This window comes from Desulfolutivibrio sulfodismutans DSM 3696, assembly GCF_013376455.1.
GTDB lineage: Bacteria > Desulfobacterota > Desulfovibrionia > Desulfovibrionales > Desulfovibrionaceae > Desulfolutivibrio > Desulfolutivibrio sulfodismutans.
The window spans coordinates 1698817-1715489 of the sequence record NZ_CP045504.1 but is presented as its reverse complement, the minus strand read 5'-3'; the positions used below and the strand labels follow the sequence as shown (position 1 = coordinate 1715489).

At 65.3% G+C, this 16673-nt stretch carries 16 protein-coding genes; 10 read left to right on the top strand and 6 right to left on the bottom strand.

Translation table 11 applies throughout. The features are described 5' to 3' along the window. The first annotated feature begins 410 nt into the window (after positions 1-410). The 4 genes from GD606_RS08165 to GD606_RS08150 all read left to right on the top strand — a co-directional run bounded on the left by GD606_RS08165 (position 411) and on the right by GD606_RS08150 (position 4951). The gene (locus tag GD606_RS08165; protein ID WP_163300451.1) at positions 411-1853 is read left to right on the top strand and encodes an MBOAT family O-acyltransferase; all 1443 of its coding nucleotides are present in this window, start codon (positions 411-413) and stop codon (positions 1851-1853) included. A 2-nt stretch (positions 1854-1855) separates the two neighbouring features. Continuing rightward, the gene (locus GD606_RS08160; RefSeq protein WP_163300452.1) at positions 1856-3010 is read left to right on the top strand and encodes an alginate O-acetyltransferase AlgX-related protein; all 1155 of its coding nucleotides are present in this window, start codon (positions 1856-1858) and stop codon (positions 3008-3010) included. Between the two features lie 361 nt (positions 3011-3371). After that, entirely contained in the window at positions 3372-3851 is a 480-nt protein-coding gene (locus tag GD606_RS08155; RefSeq protein WP_163300453.1) for a FlxA-like family protein, read from the top strand. A 371-nt stretch (positions 3852-4222) separates the two neighbouring features. Next, positions 4223-4951, top strand: coding sequence for a LysM peptidoglycan-binding domain-containing protein (locus tag GD606_RS08150; RefSeq protein ID WP_163300454.1), 729 nt, complete (start codon positions 4223-4225; stop codon positions 4949-4951). Positions 4952-5236: 285 nt separating this feature from the next. Here the strand turns inward: GD606_RS08150 and GD606_RS08145 are convergent, their stop codons facing one another. After that, complete coding sequence (locus tag GD606_RS08145) at positions 5237-5497, bottom strand: hypothetical protein (RefSeq protein ID WP_163300455.1); 261 nt, start codon at positions 5495-5497, stop codon at positions 5237-5239. Between the two features lie 341 nt (positions 5498-5838). Here GD606_RS08145 and GD606_RS08140 point away from each other — a divergent pair, with 341 nt between their 5' ends. The 4 genes from GD606_RS08140 (at position 5839) to GD606_RS08125 (ending at position 8286) form a co-directional block, all read left to right on the top strand. Then, positions 5839-6228: a hypothetical protein gene (locus tag GD606_RS08140; RefSeq protein WP_176629254.1), complete on the top strand. Its 390-nt coding sequence runs from the start codon at positions 5839-5841 to the stop codon at positions 6226-6228. A 348-nt stretch (positions 6229-6576) separates the two neighbouring features. Then, on the top strand, positions 6577-7122 hold the full coding sequence (locus GD606_RS08135) for an RlpA-like double-psi beta-barrel domain-containing protein (protein ID WP_163300456.1): 546 nt from the start codon (positions 6577-6579) through the stop codon (positions 7120-7122). Positions 7123-7407: 285 nt separating this feature from the next. Further along, a complete protein-coding gene (locus GD606_RS08130; protein ID WP_163300457.1) occupies positions 7408-7776 on the top strand; it encodes a DUF805 domain-containing protein in 369 nt (122 codons plus the stop codon). 93 nt (positions 7777-7869) lie between these two features. Further along, positions 7870-8286: a hypothetical protein gene (locus GD606_RS08125; protein WP_163300458.1), complete on the top strand. Its 417-nt coding sequence runs from the start codon at positions 7870-7872 to the stop codon at positions 8284-8286. Between the two features lie 304 nt (positions 8287-8590). Here GD606_RS08125 and GD606_RS08120 read toward each other — a convergent pair whose 3' ends face one another. Further along, a complete protein-coding gene (locus GD606_RS08120) occupies positions 8591-8941 on the bottom strand; it encodes a hypothetical protein (RefSeq protein WP_163300459.1) in 351 nt (116 codons plus the stop codon). Between GD606_RS08120 and GD606_RS08115 the strand changes: the two genes are divergently transcribed. Further along, positions 8940-11789, top strand: a complete 2850-nt coding sequence (locus GD606_RS08115; RefSeq protein ID WP_163300460.1) for a cache domain-containing protein — start codon at positions 8940-8942, stop codon at positions 11787-11789. The genes GD606_RS08120 and GD606_RS08115 overlap by 2 nt on opposite strands. A 10-nt stretch (positions 11790-11799) precedes the next feature. Here GD606_RS08115 and GD606_RS08110 read toward each other — a convergent pair whose 3' ends face one another. The 4 genes from GD606_RS08110 to GD606_RS08095 form a co-directional block, all read right to left on the bottom strand. Next, positions 11800-12576 carry a fumarylacetoacetate hydrolase family protein gene (locus GD606_RS08110; protein WP_163300461.1) on the bottom strand — a complete coding sequence of 259 codons (777 nt, stop codon included), beginning with the start codon at positions 12574-12576 and terminating at the stop codon, positions 11800-11802. A 31-nt stretch (positions 12577-12607) separates the two neighbouring features. Next, complete coding sequence (locus GD606_RS08105; protein WP_163300462.1) at positions 12608-14266, bottom strand: ribonuclease J; 1659 nt, start codon at positions 14264-14266, stop codon at positions 12608-12610. After that, complete coding sequence (locus GD606_RS08100) at positions 14263-14973, bottom strand: lysophospholipid acyltransferase family protein (RefSeq protein ID WP_163300505.1); 711 nt, start codon at positions 14971-14973, stop codon at positions 14263-14265. Before GD606_RS08100 ends, GD606_RS08105 begins: the two co-directional genes overlap by 4 nt. Positions 14974-15111: 138 nt before the next feature. After that, positions 15112-15318, bottom strand: a complete 207-nt coding sequence (locus tag GD606_RS08095) for a hypothetical protein (RefSeq protein ID WP_163300463.1) — start codon at positions 15316-15318, stop codon at positions 15112-15114. Positions 15319-15445: 127 nt separating this feature from the next. Between GD606_RS08095 and GD606_RS08090 the strand changes: the two genes are divergently transcribed. Further along, positions 15446-16669: an aminotransferase-like domain-containing protein gene (locus GD606_RS08090; protein WP_246299017.1), complete on the top strand. Its 1224-nt coding sequence runs from the start codon at positions 15446-15448 to the stop codon at positions 16667-16669. Positions 16670-16673: the final 4 nt, after the last annotated feature.

Sequence of the window (16673 nt, the reverse complement as noted above, 5' to 3'; positions counted from 1 at the left end):
AAAAGAACCTCCAGGGCCTCCGGCATACGCCGGACGGCCGCTGTGGTAGCAAAGCCCGGGGGGACTGTCACCCCGCCCCGGGCGTTGCCTCCCTGGCGGGGCAGGTCGAAAACGGCGGCGAACGAGCGGGGCGAACTGGGCGAACTGGGCGAACTGGGCGAGCGGGGCGGCCGGACAGGCGCATGCCGCGCTGGGCTCGCGTTTTGCCTCAGAATCTCGCGTTGCGGATGACGCGGCGCAGCATGGGTTCCGGGCCGACGCGGCCGCCGGGGATGGGCCTGCGGGCAGACGGGACTGACATGTCCGCGCTTGTATCGGGGCGGGCGAGGGGATAATGAGACCTGTCGGGCGGGCGGCAGGTTTCGGCCTGGCAGGCATCCCCCGGCAGCCACTCCCATGGACATGACCCTATGAGCCTCGATTCCCCGCTGTTCCTCTTTGTTTTTCTCCCGGCCGTCCTGGCCGGATTTTTCGTCGCGCCCACCCGGTTTCGGCCGCATGTCCTGCTTGCGGCCAGCCTGATCTTTACGGCCATGGGCGACGTCTCGGCCCTGCCGGTGCTGGCCGTCTCCATCCTCGGCAACCATGCCCTGGCCCTGGCCATCGGCAACGCCCGGGACGCCGGACGCACGGTCAGACGGAAAAGGCTGACGGCCCTGGGGGTGGCGGCCAACATCGGGTATCTCGCCAAGGCCAAGTACCTGGCCTTTGTAGTCTCGGCCCTGCCGTTTCTGGAATCAAGCGGCATCGACCCGGCAAACATCCACGGCCTGCCGCCGCTTGGCATCTCCTTTTTCACCTTCCAGGCCGTGTCCTATCTCGTGGATGTCTCCCGGGGGCAGGTGGCCGCCGAGAAAAATCTTTTGCGCACGGCCCTGTACCTGTCTTTTTTCCCCAAGATGATCGCCGGGCCCATCGCCCGCTACGCCGCCATGCTCCCGGGAATGCGCCTGCCGCGCCCCGCCCTTTCGGACGTGGCCGCCGGGTCCGTGCGGTTCTGCCTGGGGCTGGCCAAAAAGACGCTTCTGGCCGGGACGCTGGGGCCCGTGGCCGACGCCGCCTTCTCCGCCCGGCCCCTGGGCGGGGCCCTGGACATGGGCACGGCCTGGCTCGGCCTTTTGGCCTACACCGGCCAGATCTATTTCGATTTTTCGGGCTATACGGACATGGCCGTGGGACTTGGGCGCATGTTCGGCATCGCCCTGCCGGAGAACTTCGACCACCCCTACGTGTCCCGTTCCGTGCGCGAATTCTGGCGGCGCTGGCACATCTCCCTGTCCACCTGGTTTCGCGACTACCTGTACATCCCCCTGGGCGGCGGCCGGGTCAGCCCGGTCCGGGTGCAGGGCAACCTCTTGACGGTCTTCGTCTTGTGCGGGCTGTGGCACGGGGCAAGCTGGACCTTCGTGGTCTGGGGGCTTTTCCACGGCGTCTTTCTGGTCTTGGAACGCACCCGTTTCGGCCGGGCCATGGACGCCGCCCCGGCCGCTCTGGGCCATGCCTATGCCCTTTTGGCGGTCATGCTGGGCTGGGTCTTTTTCCGGGCCGCCGACCTGCCCCAGGCCGTGAACTATCTCGGGGCGCTTTTCTCGTTTCGCTTCGAGGGCTTCGCCTATACCTGGATGACCGCCGCCAGCCGTCAGGCCTTGTGCGCCCTGGTCCTGGCCGTGGTCTTTTCCCTGCCCCTTGGCGGGGCGGCCCGCACCGTGTCGGGGCTGGCCGGGCGCTGCGGCACGCTTGGCCGGGGCGCGGCCGCCGCGGCGGCGATCCTGGCCCCGGCGGCACTTTTGGTCCTGTCGGCCATGCAGCTTGCGGCCGGAACCTATTCCCCCTTCATTTACGCTAGGTTTTGACCATGAACGCGCGCGCCACAGACCTCCTGCGGACCCTCATTTTTCTGGCCGTGCTCGCCACCCCCCTGGCCGTGGCCGCCCTGGGCCTTGAGCCCGTGGGGGTGCTGGCCCACGAAAACCGCCCCTTGGCCGAGGTTCCGCCCGTCACCCTGCTTTTTTCCAACCCGGCGGCCTACGCCAAGGGCCTGCGGGTGGCCTTCGCGGACCATTTCCCCCTGCGTGAGACCCTCATCCGGGCCGGGAACCGGCTGCGGCTGGCCGTCTTCGAGGAATCCCCCGTGCCCGGGGTGATGCTGGGGCGCGACGGCTGGCTGTTTTATTCCCTGGAGCATGCCCTGGACGACCATATCAACGTCATGAACATGTCCGACGCCCTGCAAGAGGACATGACGCGCATCCTGGTGGAGCGCCGGGACCGGCTGGCGGCCCGGGGCATCGCCTTCTACGTGGTGGTGTGCCCGGACAAGCACACGGTCTATCCCGAATATCTTCCCGGATACGTCCATCCCCTGCGGCCCCGGTCCCGGCTGGACATCCTCGGGGAGCGCCTGACGGCGGCAGGCGTGGATTTCGTGGACCTGCGGCCGGACATGGCCCGGGCCAAGGCCGTGCGCCGGGCCTACTGGAAAACCGACACCCACTGGAACGACTGGGGGGCGTTTACGGGGGCCAAGCGGATCGTGGCCGCTCTGCGGCAGCGTTTCCCGGCCATTCCCCCCCTGGATGAGGCCGACTATGCCGTGACCGAATCCGTGATCCCGGGCGGCGATCTGGCCGGGATGCTCCTTTTGCCGGATATCTGGCGGGAAACGGACATCCGCCTGACGCCCAAAAATCCCCAGGCCCCCGGCGTCCTGGCCAGCTTCGGCGCGCCCCGTCCCTATGCCGACCCGGCCAACCACCCGGATCGGGCCATGGTGGTGGCCGAGACCGGGGACACGCGGCTGCCCCGGGTTCTTTTTTTTCGCGACTCCTTTTCGTCGGCCATGATCCCCTTTCTGGCCGGACGCTTCCAAAGCGCGGTCTTTTTGTGGAGCCACGCCTACGCCCCGGACATCGTGGCCGCTGAAAGGCCCGACGCCGTGGTCCTTGAGGTGGTGGAGCGCTACCAGTACGCCTTTTGCCTTGAAAATCCCCCCGAGCCGCCCAAAGACTAGCCCCCCCTTGCGCCGCGACCGTGAAATCCGGCTTTTACGGATTTCGGGATGAACCCTGCGCGCATGGTCCTGTTTTCTTGAAGAGATGCCGGTGTTTTGTTGCGGGACGCCCCACGCCGCACTCCCCGGCAGGCAGTTTTTTCCCACCGTTCGCGGCGGTGGCAGCCCCGCCGTGTATTCAGGGAGAGGTCAACCGCCTGTCCTTGCACATGTTTTGCGGCGTTCGCCGTGGTCACGGACCCGGGCGACCGCCTTGGACCGGATTATGCTTTGTGGTCATGGAATACGACCATGCGCTTTCTGGCGGTAAATTTTTCCATCCCAGGGAGAGGGGGACACGACACAACATTGGAGTCGCATCATGGATATCTCAAGCATTTTGTCCGGGAGCAGCTACACGTCGGCCATCGAATCCGTGGCCTCCACGCAGAAGGTGGATGATGAGGACACCTCGAGCACGACGGTCAGCTCCGGGACCGACACCGTGACCATCTCCGACGCAGCCAGGAAGCTGGCGGAACTTTTGGCCAGCGCCCGGGGCCAGTCCGACAGCAGCAGCAGCGAAACCAGCAGCGAGACGGAAAGCGACAGCGAAGACAGCGACAGCGAATCGTCCGAATCCGCCGAAGGCGCCAGCGGCAGCGGCGGTTCCAGCAGCAGCGATTCGTCCAGCAGCATCGAGGATCTCCAGGCCCAGATGGAGGAGCTGCAGGGCAAGATCCTCCAGGTGGAGCAGCAGGAAATCCCCGATGGCACCAAAAAGCCCATCGTGGCCGCCCTGCAGGCCCAGGTCGCCAGCCTGCAACAGCAGATCGCCCAGCTCAAGGCCGCAGCCGCCTAACGCGTCCAGTCATCCCGTCAGGGATCTTGCAAAATGTCCATCCGGGGGCCGCCTCCCGGATGGACATTTTTCCGTTGCAGCCCCGGCCTGGCGCGCGCCCAGCCTGCGGGGCGGTTTTTTCATTTTCTTACACAGTGAAGCGGAATATGGCCGCTGCTGGTTCCCCGACGGTGTTTCTTCCCCGGCGCGAGCCCGAGCAAAACGCAGTCCGGCGGTCTGTCCGTTTGGGAAAACACCATGAGGACAAGGGGATGCATGCCTCTGCATGGCCCTGCAGCAGGGTGCGGGGCGCGGCGGCATGAATCGTGAATCGGGCTCCCTGGGACCAGTCTCGCCCGCCCCGACAACCACTGCAACCACGGGCGCACCGCATGACCGGCACGGCACGCATACCTTTCCCCGGCGATTTGGCCCCGGCTCTGGCCGCCGTTTTTCTGCTCTGTCTCCTGGCCGTTATTTTTGCGTCGGCGGCCCAGGCCCAGGCAAACCCCAGAACGCATGTGGTGCAACCCGGCGAGACCCTTTTTTCCCTGGCCAAACGCTACGGAGTGTCCCTGGCGGCGCTTCAGGCCGAAAACGGCATCGCCGCTGCGGATCAGATCCGGGCCGGTGCGTGCCTGCGCCTTCCCGCCGCCACGGCGGCCGACCCCGGCCCCGGGATGGGCGGCAAAGGTGCGCTGGCCGGGGCAGCGGGGCGAGATCCGGCGAAAAAAGCCGCCGCTCCGAAGAACCTGGCGGCCAAGTGGAACGTCCACGACCAGACATCCGCCATCATGGGCGAGCCGCCCAAGCCCGATCCCCCGCGCAGCGGATCGCTCCTGGATGTTCCCTTGAAAGGCGGCGGTACCCTGTCCCCGGAACACCGCGACGCCGGGGCGGTGATCATGTCCGGAGCGGCGAACAAAGACGAGGATTTCCAGGGCCACGCCCTGGGGGTGCGCACCACCCTGCCCGCCGGGAAGGACACGCAGTTGGTGACCACCCTGGGCTATGGCGTGAACGTCTCGGTAAAGGAAAACGAGGCCTCGCGCGTGGGCTACGAAACCGACACCAGCATCGGTGGCCTGGGCTACGGCCTCGGGCTGCGGCATTCGTTCTGAACCGGCCCCCGCCATGGGCGACGCCGTGGATGCCGTGATCAAAGAATGCGCCGCCTCGCGGGCCGACTGAGGCCGACGCCAAACTCGGCGGCCTGGGTTGCGGGCCCGGGGTGCGGCAGCCGTTTGTCAGACTTTTTTGGGAGATGTCGCCCGCAGTTCCGGCGAGAGCCGGGCCAGGGCCAAGCCCTGCGTTCATGGCCGGGTGCAAAGGGGCGCAGGGTGGGATGGGGCCGGAAAGGATGCGCTGTGGGAGGGAGGACGGGCTGGCGTTGCGGCCTGGAGCCGTCAGGCGACGCTCTCGGCCAGGGCGCCGCAGCCCGAGTGCAGGTAGGTGGCGATGGTGACGGCCTCGTCGGGATCGGCGGGCACAGGATCGGGAATACGGACCATGGCCCGCTGCATGGCGAAATGCTTTTCCGCCAGGATGGTTTGCAGCTCGGCGAGGCTGGAGTCGTCGCCACGGGCGTTTTGCTCCACCACGCTCCACTTGGTGTCTTCGGAGAGCATGCCGGTACTCCCGGTGCGGATGGCGTTGGCACCCCGCACGATCCGTCCATACGCCAGACGTGTCTGACGGGCAAGGGGGAAGGCCGGATAGCTCTCGCCCGGGGTTGGCGTCGCCAAAGACGCTGTTTTCGTACTCGTGGAGGCAAATTTCGTGATCCTTTCGATGCCTGAAGGCGGACGCGGCAATGCATGGAAACGACGGCATTTCGTCATCCCTGCGAAAAGGCGGCCAAGGATGCGGCTTGGCGGGGAAGGCGGGCAAGGATGCAGGCCTGTATTCTCTGGCCTGCGCCGGGTAAGGGTTGTGGCACGCTCCTGGCAATCCTCCTGGCAAGCGCGTCCGGTAGACGCGCGATCGTGCAAACCGCAAGGAGCGTTTTATGAAGCGCATCACCATTTTCGCCGCCTGTCTTCTGGCCCTGTGCGTCGCGGCGTCCGAGGCCCGGGCCATCCAGATCGCCGCCCCGGGGCTGTGGGTGGATGTTCCCCTCGTGATCGGAGGCTCTCCGGGCTGCGACGGCCCTTCCTTGTACGTCCCGGTGCGCGGCCCCGGTTACGGCCCGCCGCCGCCACCACCGCCTCCGGGATTTTGGGGCCCCTACGGCTACGGCCCCTATCCGGGACGCCGGGGCTACGGCGGCCCGCCTCCGGGATACTACGGTCCCCGTGGCGGTTACGGCGGACACTACGGCCCGCCGCCTCCCCCCAGGCATGGCTACGGCGGATACTACGGACCGCCGCCTCCCCCCAGGTACGGCCGGGGTTGGTAATCGGACGATCGACGCCCCAAGGCGGGCGCGTTCCGGCGCAGGGCGGTTCCGTCCACAGGGCGGAGCCGCCTTTGGCGCGCGGTTTTCCAGGGGCGTCATGCGTCGCCCTGTCGGAACAGGGAGGGGTGAGGCCGCAGTCGTCCCGCCCGGGGCACGTCCGGACGACATTGACATCTTCCCGCCGATTCTGCTTTATGGCTTTTCCCGAAACGGTTTGCTCATACATCCCATGGCATCCGACTTGCATTTAACGCCGCCAGGAGGAACGTCACGGGAACGCGTCCGGCGCGCTCCCGGCCCGCTATGTCCATGCCGATAACCCCTCGCACTGTTCCCCCGGGCGGCAGAATGCCGTCCGCAGGCCCGTGGCGCAGCGTTAACTCTGCGGCCTCGCGGCTGTTGCTGTTTGTGCTGGTGTGTGCAGGTTTTGTGTCGGGCTGCGTACACACGGGCGGGGAGGGCGCACAATCGATCACGGCCCATGTCGTCTCCCGTCCTGCCGGGGCGGGCGAAGGTTCGTCCGACTGCTTCGACCTGGGGGCCATGGACGATCCCGACCGGCTTTTTCGCGCCGCCTGCCCGCCGCGCCAGACGCTTGCGGTCAAGGCCAAGGCGTACGTCTCCCACGGCCGCAAGAAAAAGACGGGCTATCCGCGCGGGGCCTGGGGCGACACCCTGGGGCCGGAGGTCAAGGCCATCGCCGTTTCGCCGGATTTGGTGAACGCGGGGCTGGGGTACAAAACCCGGCTGACCATCGAGGGCCTGCCCGGCGAATACGAGGTGCTGGACCTGATGCACGGGCGCTGGCGCAAGACCATCGACATCTATTTCGGCGACGACCGCCAGGCCGCCCGCCTGTGGGGCAACCGCACCATCACCATCTCCTGGGAATAAGCCCGGCCGACGCCCGGCCATCCTCCCCTTCCGCTCTCCAACTCCCTGTCCCCTTCCGGGCCGCCGTTTTTTTCCAGACCGATGTCCCATGCTCTCCTGCCTCCGGCGGGAGTCACCGCGCGTTCAGGCGTATCTCTTTAATTTTATAAAGTCTTTTTGCGGAGTCATCCTTTTGAGGGGGGTGTGGAGGCACCTGAAAATCCTCCTTTCGGGCGATTGTGTTTTGTCCCTGGGTGGTGAAGATGCGTGCTTTCCTTTTCACCCTCAAAAGAAGGATGGCTGCCCATGGATTTTATGACCTCGCTTTCCACCTGCCTGCGAAAATATGCAACATTCTCCGGGAGGGCCTCACGGGCCGAGTTCTGGTACTTCACCCTGGCGGTCTGGCTGCTGTCCATTCTCGCCATGGTGCTGGATCAGGCCCTGTTTGGGAGCGGTTCCACAGAAAATTCGATCATGCCCCTGACCTCCGTCTTTCAAGTCGTGGTGTTCTTGCCTGTGTTGTCCGTTTCCGTCCGGAGGCTGCACGATGTGAACCGTTCCGGGTGGTGGTATTTGATCGCCTTGACCGGGGTCGGTTTTCTCCTGTTGCTGTATTGGTTCGTCAAAAAGGGGGCGGACGGCGAGAACGCCTATTCGCTGGCCGTGGCCTGATTCGCCGCACCTATGTCAAATCCGCAGTGGAGTCGGCCGGGGCCGAGAGCCGCGCTTTGGCCGCATCCGCGCCGTACGGGAGGATAACCCCCTATGGGTAGGCTGATGGCGTTTTTGGCGGCGGTGGCGATGATGGCCGCAGCTGGTGCGGCATGCGCCGCGCCGCAGGTTTTTTCGAAGTACACCCTGGACATCCCCGTGGGATGGACAGCCCATGAAGACGGCAACGTGGTCGCGATATTCGGCCCGCACAACGTCGCGGCCATCTCCATCGTCATGGATACGGCCGATAAAATGACGGCCCGGAGCATCGCTGACGCCATGTCCGGGCAGTTGCAGGGGACGACGCCCAGGCCGATACCCAACGGGTATGTCTTCACCTTTCAAAACGACCAGGGCGTGGACAGTATTTCCAGGATTTCCGTGGCGGGCGACGCCTTCGTCATGGTCACGGTGACCGGAGACCACCCCCAGGTGGCCGGGATTTTAGGCTCCATCGTCTATCGCTGACCGTGCCGTCGGAGCCGCCGGGTTGGGCCTCGCTGCGACGTTGTAAGCCGCTGCAGCGAGGCCCCGGCCCGTCCCGGCCCGGGACGCCGCTGCCTCATGCGCCGCCCCTTGCCTGCCAAGGATTCGCCGCCTCGAACGATCCTCCCCGCATTCCAGCCAAGTCGCAGCAGGCAAAGATGCCGGACATTCCGCGCGCCCGGTGGTCGGGAGACGGGTAAAACGGCCATGCCGTCTGAAAACGCCGAGCGGCCGTGTCATGTACAAACAATGCCCGGTATCCTCTTGCGCCCCCAGATGCTTCACGCTATTTGTGTTGTAAATGGAGCGTGCCGATAAAGATCGAAAAAAGTGCATCTTTTGTGCGGGTTGCAGTTTTTTCATAGAGAAGGGGTTTTCGCGGAGGGATGTTCGCCATCGTGGGGGCACGCCGTGCCTTGAGCTTTTGCCAGAGAGGAAAAAGTCGCAGGGACGTATCATGAAAAAATGGTGCAATACTTTCCAATAGGATGACGAACGGCGCGACGTGCGGGGCGTAGCCTTGGCCCCGGACGGGATGGCGTTGCCCAAAACAGCGCGGACTGCGGTGAGCCAAGGTCTCCCATGTGTTGAAGACAAAAAGTTTTTCCACCATCATCTTCATCGCGGTTGCGAGCATGGCGGTCCTGGTTTGTCTGGCGGGGATGGGGCTTTGGGCGTTTGAGAAATACCGGGACTTTCAGGATGAGGCCGAATCCATCCGCAGGGACTTCGTCGAGCGCAACAAGGCGGAGATCCTGTATCAGGTGGATACGGCGACGAACTACCTGCATCACCAGATATCCATAGCCGAAGGCCGAGTGCGGGCCATGGTCAGGGAACGGACCCTGGACGCCGTGGCCCTGGCCGAACACCTCGCGGGACAGCTTGCCGGGACCATGACCCAGGCGGAACTGGAACGGCGGGTCATGGACACCTTGCGGCTGATCCGCTTCAACAAGGGCCGGGGATATTATTTCGCCACCCGGCTGGACGGGACCGAACTGCTTTTTGCCGACCGACCGGAGCTTGAGGGCGTCAACCTGCTGGACATGCAGGCCCCGGACGGCACGTTCGTCGTCCGGGACATGATCGCCCTGGTGCGCCGGGAGGGCGAGGGGTTTTACGAATACGACTGGACCAAGCCCGGCGTGGACGGGGACCGGCATCGCAAAATCGCCTATATCAAGTATTTTGAGCCGTTTAACTGTTTCATCGGCACGGGGGAATACGTCGAGGACCAGGCCGCCGAGCTCAGGCAGGAGGCCCTGGGCTGGCTGGTCCAGGTCCGTTTCGGCCAAAGCGGCTATCTGTTCGGGTCGACGTTTTCCGGCGATCCGCTTTTCACCAACGGCGAGATCACCACGGGCGGGCCGAGCGTCTGGGAGCTGACCGACCCTGGCGGAATCAAGATCATCCAGGAGCAACAGCGCCTTGCGGAAACGCCCGCAGGCGGCTTCCTGGAATATTCCTGGCGCAAGCTCACTGGCGATGCCCCGTCGCCCAAGATCGCCTACGTGCGCGGCATTCCCGATTGGAGATGGATCATCGGGGCGGGGTTTTATGTGGACGAGGTGGAGACGGCCGTGGCCCAGCGGCGAGGCCAGATCGCCACGGAACTGCGCGCCGGGCTGGTCCGGGGCGCACTGCTTTGCCTGGCCCTGATCGGGGCGACCCTGTTTCTTACCGGCCGGATTTCACGCCGCATCAACCGCCAACTGGTTTCGCTCACGGATTTTTTGGCCATGGCCGCCACGCAAAAGGCCCGTATCAACCCGGACACCATGAGCCTTAGGGAGTTCCGGGACATCGCGGGCAGCGTCAATTCCCTGCTCGATACCCAGGCCGGGATCGAAAAGTCCCTGCGCCAGCGCAGCGAGGAACTGGCCACCGTGCTGGACACCCTGCCCGCCATGGTCTGGATCGCCCTGGACCCGTACTGCCGGGTCATCACGGCCAACCGCGCCGTGAACGAACGGTTGGGACTTCCCCCAGGCGCCTCCCCGGACGGCCCCCCGGACCCGGCCCTGGGGCAGAACCTGATGCGAAGCGTCGTCCACCTCAAGCCCGACGGAACCCCCTTCCAGGATGACGAACTTCCCATGCAGCAGGCCATCGCCCTGGGGCGGCAGGTGGACAGCGTGGAGTTGTCCTATCTGTTGCCCGACGGTCGGCAGGTGCATGTGGCGGGCAGCGCCTCGCCGCTTTTCGAGGAGGACGGCGGCATACGGGGCGCCGTGGCCGTGTATTGGGACATCACCGAGCGCAGGCAGGCCCTGGCGGCCCTGATCAAGGCCAAGGAGGCGGCCGAGGCGGCCAACCACGCCAAGTCCGAGTTTCTGGCCAACATGAGCCACGAGATCAGGACGCCCTTAAACGGCATCCTGGGCATGCTCCAACTGCTGCGGCTCACCGCCCTGAGCCATGAGCAGCAGGACTATGTCGAGGTGGCGATCCAGTCGGGCAGGCGGCTGACCAGCCTTTTGTCCGACATTTTAGACCTGTCCCGGATCGAGGCGGGCAGGCTTGTCGTCCAGGACGGGGTTTTCGAAACGGCGAAGCTGAAAAAAGCGGCCCTTGAGGTGTTCGCCCTGACGCTGGCGGACAAGGGGCTGGGCATGGACTTCGTCATCTCAGGCGACATGCCGCCGGAGGTCGTCGGCGACGAGGCCCGGCTGCGCCAGATTCTCTTCAACCTCGTGGGGAACGCCATCAAATTCACCGATGCGGGACGGGTGCTGGTCGAACTGTCGCCCCTGACGGCGGCGGACGCCTCAGCCCGGTTCGTGGCCCTTCTCACCGTGCAGGATACCGGCATCGGCATCCCAGGCGACGTGATCAAGATGATCTTTGAGCCGTTTTCGCAGGCCGAGGGGGCCTATACCCGGCGTTTCCAGGGGGCCGGGCTTGGGCTGTCCATCGTCAAGAATCTTGTGCGGCTGCTTGGCGGCAGCATCTGCGTGGACACCGAGCCCGGTCAGGGCTCGACGTTCTATGTCTCGCTGCCCCTGCGGCTTCCCCCCGGGCGAAACGAGGAGCTGGCCGCGACACCGCAGCCCGATCCCCCGGCGGCGACCCGCCGGAAAAGCGGCACGCCCCGCATCCTGATCGTGGAGGACGTGGATTCGAACCGGCGGGCCCTTACCGTCATGCTGGAAAAATTCGGCATGCGGCCGGACGGCGCCGCCAACGGGCAGGAGGCCCTGGCCGCCCTTGCGGAGAACGACTACGACGCGGTGCTCATGGATGTGCAGATGCCGGTCATGGACGGGGTGGAGGCCACGCGGCGCATCCGCGACGGCCAGGCCGGGCAGGACAAGGCGGCGGTGCCCATCATCGCGCTGACCGCCTACGCCATGAGCGGGGACCGGGAGAAGTTCCTCGGGGCCGGGATGGACGACTACCTGGCCAAGCCGGTGTCGTTGCAGGAACTGCGGGAGGCGTTGGAGCGGGTCTTGGCGGGGGGGCGCAACACCGCCGCTGGGTGAGCCGAACCGGCTACTGAATCAACTCCCCCGCCCCCGTCTCTTCTTCCGCCACAACCGGATTGATCAGCACCCCGACCCCGGCGATCTCAATACGCACTTCGTCGCCTGCGGCAAGCGGCCCGATGCCCGGCGGCGTACCCGTCAGCACCACATCCCCGGGGTACAGCGTCATCACCCGGGAAATGAAACTCACCAGTTCCGCCACCGAAAAGATCATATCCGACGTGTCGCCCTCCTGGCGCACCTCGCCGTTGACCAACGTCCGGATGGCCAGGTTTCCCGGGTCCGCCACCTCGGTCTCGATCCACGGCCCGATGGGCGCGAACGAATCGAACCCCTTGGCCCGGCCGAACAGGCCGTCTTTTTTCTGCAGGTCGCGCGCGGTCACGTCGTTGGCGCACGAGTAGCCGAAGATGTGCGCCGCCACCTTGTCCGGGGCTGCGTTGCGGCACGGCCGCCCCATGACTACGGCCAACTCCGCCTCGTAATCCACCCGCGCCGAGGCCCGGGGCAGCACAATGGGCTGTCCGGCCGGGATCACCGCCGAGGGCGGCTTGAAAAAAATCACCGGCTCGTCCGGAACCTCCCGTCCCACCTCGGCGGCGTGGGAGCGGTAGTTGACCGCCGCGCACACCACCTTGGTCGGGGCCACGGGCGGCAGAAGCTGGATTTCGCTCAAGGGGATGGGCCTGTCGTAGGACAGGCTGCGATCCAGGCAGACCACCTGGTCCTCAAGAAGCGAGGCATAGAAGCTTTTATCCTGGTGGCGCACGCGAAGCACTCTCATGGCGTCTCCCGGCGGGGCCCGGCGGCCCCGATCAAAGGGTGATGACCAGGGGCACGACCACCGGATCGCGTTCCAGGATCTTGCGGAAAAAACGCCTCAGCGACGACCGGATGCGCTCCTTGAGCAGTTCCGGGTTGCCCGGCGGGATGTTCTCGAAGATGTCCCAGACGATGCATTTGGCGTCTTCCAGAACGTGGCTGTACTGCTGCTCGAAGACGAATCCCTTGGACATGATGTTGGGCCCAAGCGTGACCTCGCCGGTCTTTTCGTCCACCACCATGACCACGATGACCAGCCCCTCGCCCGCCAGGAGCGCCCGCTCCTTGAGCACGCTCTGGCCCACGTCGCCCACGCCCTTGCCGTCCACGTAGATGTGCTCCACGGAGATGGCGTCCTCCAGGCGGATGCCGCCGTCGGCGAAAAGGGTCACGGGGTTGCCGTCCTCGATCACCAGGGCCCGCTCCGGGGCCACCCCGCGCGACACGGCCAGGCGGCAGTGCTTGACCAGATGCCGGTATTCGCCGTGCACCGGGATGAAGAACTTGGGTTTCACCGTGTCCAGCATGATGCCCAGTTCCTCGCGGTAGGCGTGGCCCGAGGCGTGGATGGCCTGGACGTTTTCGTAGAGCACCTCGGCCCCGAGCTTGTAGAGGCGGTTGATGAGCCTCGTTATGGCCCGCACGTTGCCGGGAATAAAGCGCGAGGACAAAAGCACCGTGTCCCCGGGGTGCACCCGAAGCTGGCGATGCTCGCCCGTGGCCAGGCGGCTTAAAGCCGACAGGGGCTCGCCCTGGGAGCCGGTGACCAAGAGCACCACCTTGTCGTCGGGCATGCCGGGCAGATCGTCGAGGGTGCAGGTGGAGTCCGGGGGGATGCGCAGATAGCCGAGCTCCTTGGCGATCTCGGTATTGGAAAAAAGGCTCTTGCCGCTTATCGCCACCTTGCGCCCGGTGTCGTGGGCCAGCTCGAAGACCTCCTGCATGCGCTGGATGTGGCTGGAAAAAAGCGTCACCAGGATGCGGCCCGTGGCCTTGTGGAAGAGGTCGGACAGGGCGCCCTTGATCTCGCGTTCGTTGAGGGAGAAGCCGTCGCGCTCCACGTTGGTGGAATCGGACATAAGCAGCCGGACGCCGTCGGCGCTGAACCGGGCGAAGGCGTCCAGGTCCGTGATGTGGCCGTCCATGGGGTTGCGGTCGATCTTGAAATCCCCGGAATGCACGATCTTCCCGGCCGGGGTCTCGATGCCCAGGCCGTAGCCGTGCACGATGGAGTGACAGACCTCGATGAAGGTGAAGGCGAAGACCCCAAGCTCAAGGCGCTGGTTTTTCGCCACCGGGGTCAGCGTCACGAAGTCCTTGAGGTTGTGCTCTTCCAGCTTCTTGCCCACCAGGGCCAGGGTCAGGGGCGAGCCGTAGACCGGGACGTCCACGTAGGGCAGAAGCCAGGGCAGGGCCCCGATGTGGTCCTCGTGGCCGTGGGTGACCACGATGCCCCTGAGTTTGTGTTTGTTGGCCAGGATGAAGTCGAAACGGGGGATGACCACGTCGATGCCGAACAGGGAATCGTCGGGGAACATGAGGCCGCAGTCGATGATGACCATGTCGTCACCGCTGACCATGACCATGCAGTTGAGCCCGATTTCCCCCAGGCCGCCCAGGGGATAGAGGGTGACGGAGGGGCTCTGGCTCATTGGCTATGCTCCAGGTAGGCGTTTTTCATGAGGTTTTCCATATGCGTCTTGAAGGCGTCGCGGTCCTTCAAGGTATAGGCTTGGGTGTCCACGGGGGGCAGGGCCGTGATGCGGATGGTCCCGGGGCGCAGGCGGGTGACGCCTTTGGGCAGCACCGATCCGCTGCCGGTGACGATCAGCGGGGCCACGGGGCAGCGGCATTTGAGGGCCACGATCATGCCGCCGGTCTTGAATTCGCCGAGGGTGGAGTGGTCCGTGCTGCGGGTGCCTTCAGGGAAGATGAGCAGCCCCACGCCGCCAGCCACCAGGGACACGGCGCGCTCGATGCTCTGCATGGCCTTGCGCCGGTTCTCCCGCTCGATGGCCACATGCCCCATCCGGGCCATGGCCGGGCCGAAAAACGGAATGCGAAACAGGCTGTCCTTGGCCAGAAAGCGGAAATTGTAGTCGGAGAGCACCGAAAAAAGGGCCGGGATGTCCAGATGGCTTTGGTGGTTGGCCAAAAAGACATAGGTGGTTCCCGGGGTCAGGGCCCGCAGGTCGGCCTCGACGCGCACGCCGCCGCAGGCCATCAAGGCCTTGCCCCACAGGCATTCCATGCGGTGGGAGAAGCTGTTGTTTTTCCCAATCCCCACGGCCAGCCAGCACAGGGTGCTGAAAAGCAGGGTCAGGGGGAAAAGGCACAGCCGGAAAAGAATGTTTTGCATCACGTCGTTAAGCCTTCCCGCTCCACGGGACGCTGCGCTGGCGGCGTCGGGGCATAAAGCGGCTGCTCGGCGCGTGTTCCCTGCTGCGGGCGCAGGCCGGTCCCGGTCCCGCGCCCACAGGGGGGCGTCGCGGCAGGGTCAATAGTAATCGCCCTGCATCTCGCCCATGTCCTCCTGGGGTTCCAGGGCGGCCAAAAGTTCCATGACGTTCAGCAGGGCGCTGGACAGATGATTGAGGTCCGAAGCGGTTAATCGCGAGGGGTTGTCCAGCAGCTCGCTGGCCCGGGCCGCCAGTTTGAAGGCGTTGTCCAGTAAAAGTTCTTGAGGGTCGGACAGGTTTTCCACTAAAAAGCCCCTTTGTCGGTGTGTATTTTGGGCGTGGTGGGCATTACGTCGCCCGCGCCTTCAATTGGTGCTTGTAGACCCGGTGGCGGAAAAAATCCAGCCGTTCGCCGGGGCCGGAAAAAAGGTCATGACTATGCCGCAGACGCCGTGGGTTTTCGCTTCGCGCATGGACAACGTGCGCCGTTCGTTTATTCGGGAGATTCTCAAGGTCACCGCCGACCCCTCCATCATCTCCTTCGCCGGCGGGCTTCCCCAACCTGGCCTGTTTCCGGCGGCCGCCCTGGCCAAGGCGGCCGAATCGGTCATCGCCGGGTCGGGCTCGGAAAGCCTGCAATATTCCACCACCGAGGGTGACCCCGAGCTGCGCCGATTCATCGCCGGACGCTACAAGCTGCGCTTCGGCCTGGACGTGGACCCGGACTGGATCATCATCACCACGGGCTCCCAGCAGGCCCTGGATCTGTTGGCCAAGGCGTTTTTGGACCCGGGCGACGGGGTGCTCGTGGAGCGGCCGGGATATATCGGGGCCATCCAGCTTTTTTCCCTGTTTCAGGCCGAATTCGCCTCCGTCCCCCTGGACGACGACGGCCCGGACCCCGAGGCCCTGGGCGCGGCGCTTTCCGGGCCTGCGCCGAAGCTCTTTTACAGCGTGCCCAATTTCCAGAACCCCTCGGGCATCACCTGGTCGAAGGCGCGCCGGGAGCTGGCCGCCGGGCTTCTGGCCGATTCCCCGACCATCCTCATCGAGGACGACCCGTACGGCGAACTGCGGTTTCTGGGCGAACACCAGACTCCCCTGTACGCCCTGCGCCCGGAGCGCACCTTCCTTCTGGGGTCGTTTTCCAAGGTCGTTTCCCCGGGGCTGCGGGTGGGCTGGCTGGTGGCCGACCCCGAGTCGCGCGTCAAGCTGGTCACGGCCAAGCAGGCCTCGGATCTGCACACCTCCACCCTGGCCCAGCGCATCCTCGTGCGCTATCTGGCCGAAAATGACCTAAGCGCCCATGTGGAGAGCATCAAGTCCGCCTACCGGCGGCAGCGCGACCTGATGGTGGCCCGCATCGAGGAGCTGTTCCCCCCCGAGGCGCGGTGCACCAGGCCCGAAGGCGGCATGTTTTTATGGATCACCCTGCCGGATGGGGTCTCGGCCTACGATGTCTTTGACGCGGCCATCAAGGAGAAGGTGGCGTTCGTGCCGGGCGGGCCGTTTTTCGTGGACGGCACGGGCGCCAACACCATGCGGCTCAATTTTTCCAATTCCGACGAGGAGCGCATCGACGTTGGCATGCGGCGGCTGGCCGCCTGCCTGGACAAGGTGCTGTCCCGGCCGTCGTCGTGCGGCGCTGCGTCATAAATGA

Coding starts and splice junctions, on each gene's coding strand:
- GD606_RS08135 (WP_163300456.1), top strand. CDS start 6,577: ATGCCGTCCGCAGGCCCGTGGCGCAGCGTTAACTCTGCGGCCTCGCGG.
- GD606_RS08130 (WP_163300457.1), top strand. CDS start 7,408: ATGGATTTTATGACCTCGCTTTCCACCTGCCTGCGAAAATATGCAACA.
- GD606_RS08160 (WP_163300452.1), top strand. CDS start 1,856: ATGAACGCGCGCGCCACAGACCTCCTGCGGACCCTCATTTTTCTGGCC.
- GD606_RS08115 (WP_163300460.1), top strand. CDS start 8,940: ATGGCGGTCCTGGTTTGTCTGGCGGGGATGGGGCTTTGGGCGTTTGAG.
- GD606_RS08150 (WP_163300454.1), top strand. CDS start 4,223: ATGACCGGCACGGCACGCATACCTTTCCCCGGCGATTTGGCCCCGGCT.
- GD606_RS08165 (WP_163300451.1), top strand. CDS start 411: ATGAGCCTCGATTCCCCGCTGTTCCTCTTTGTTTTTCTCCCGGCCGTC.
- GD606_RS08125 (WP_163300458.1), top strand. CDS start 7,870: ATGGGTAGGCTGATGGCGTTTTTGGCGGCGGTGGCGATGATGGCCGCA.
- GD606_RS08105 (WP_163300462.1), bottom strand. CDS start 14,266: ATGAGCCAGAGCCCCTCCGTCACCCTCTATCCCCTGGGCGGCCTGGGG.
- GD606_RS08120 (WP_163300459.1), bottom strand. CDS start 8,941: ATGCTCGCAACCGCGATGAAGATGATGGTGGAAAAACTTTTTGTCTTC.
- GD606_RS08140 (WP_176629254.1), top strand. CDS start 5,839: ATGAAGCGCATCACCATTTTCGCCGCCTGTCTTCTGGCCCTGTGCGTC.
- GD606_RS08155 (WP_163300453.1), top strand. CDS start 3,372: ATGGATATCTCAAGCATTTTGTCCGGGAGCAGCTACACGTCGGCCATC.
- GD606_RS08090 (WP_246299017.1), top strand. CDS start 15,446: ATGACTATGCCGCAGACGCCGTGGGTTTTCGCTTCGCGCATGGACAAC.
- GD606_RS08100 (WP_163300505.1), bottom strand. CDS start 14,973: ATGCAAAACATTCTTTTCCGGCTGTGCCTTTTCCCCCTGACCCTGCTT.
- GD606_RS08110 (WP_163300461.1), bottom strand. CDS start 12,576: ATGAGAGTGCTTCGCGTGCGCCACCAGGATAAAAGCTTCTATGCCTCG.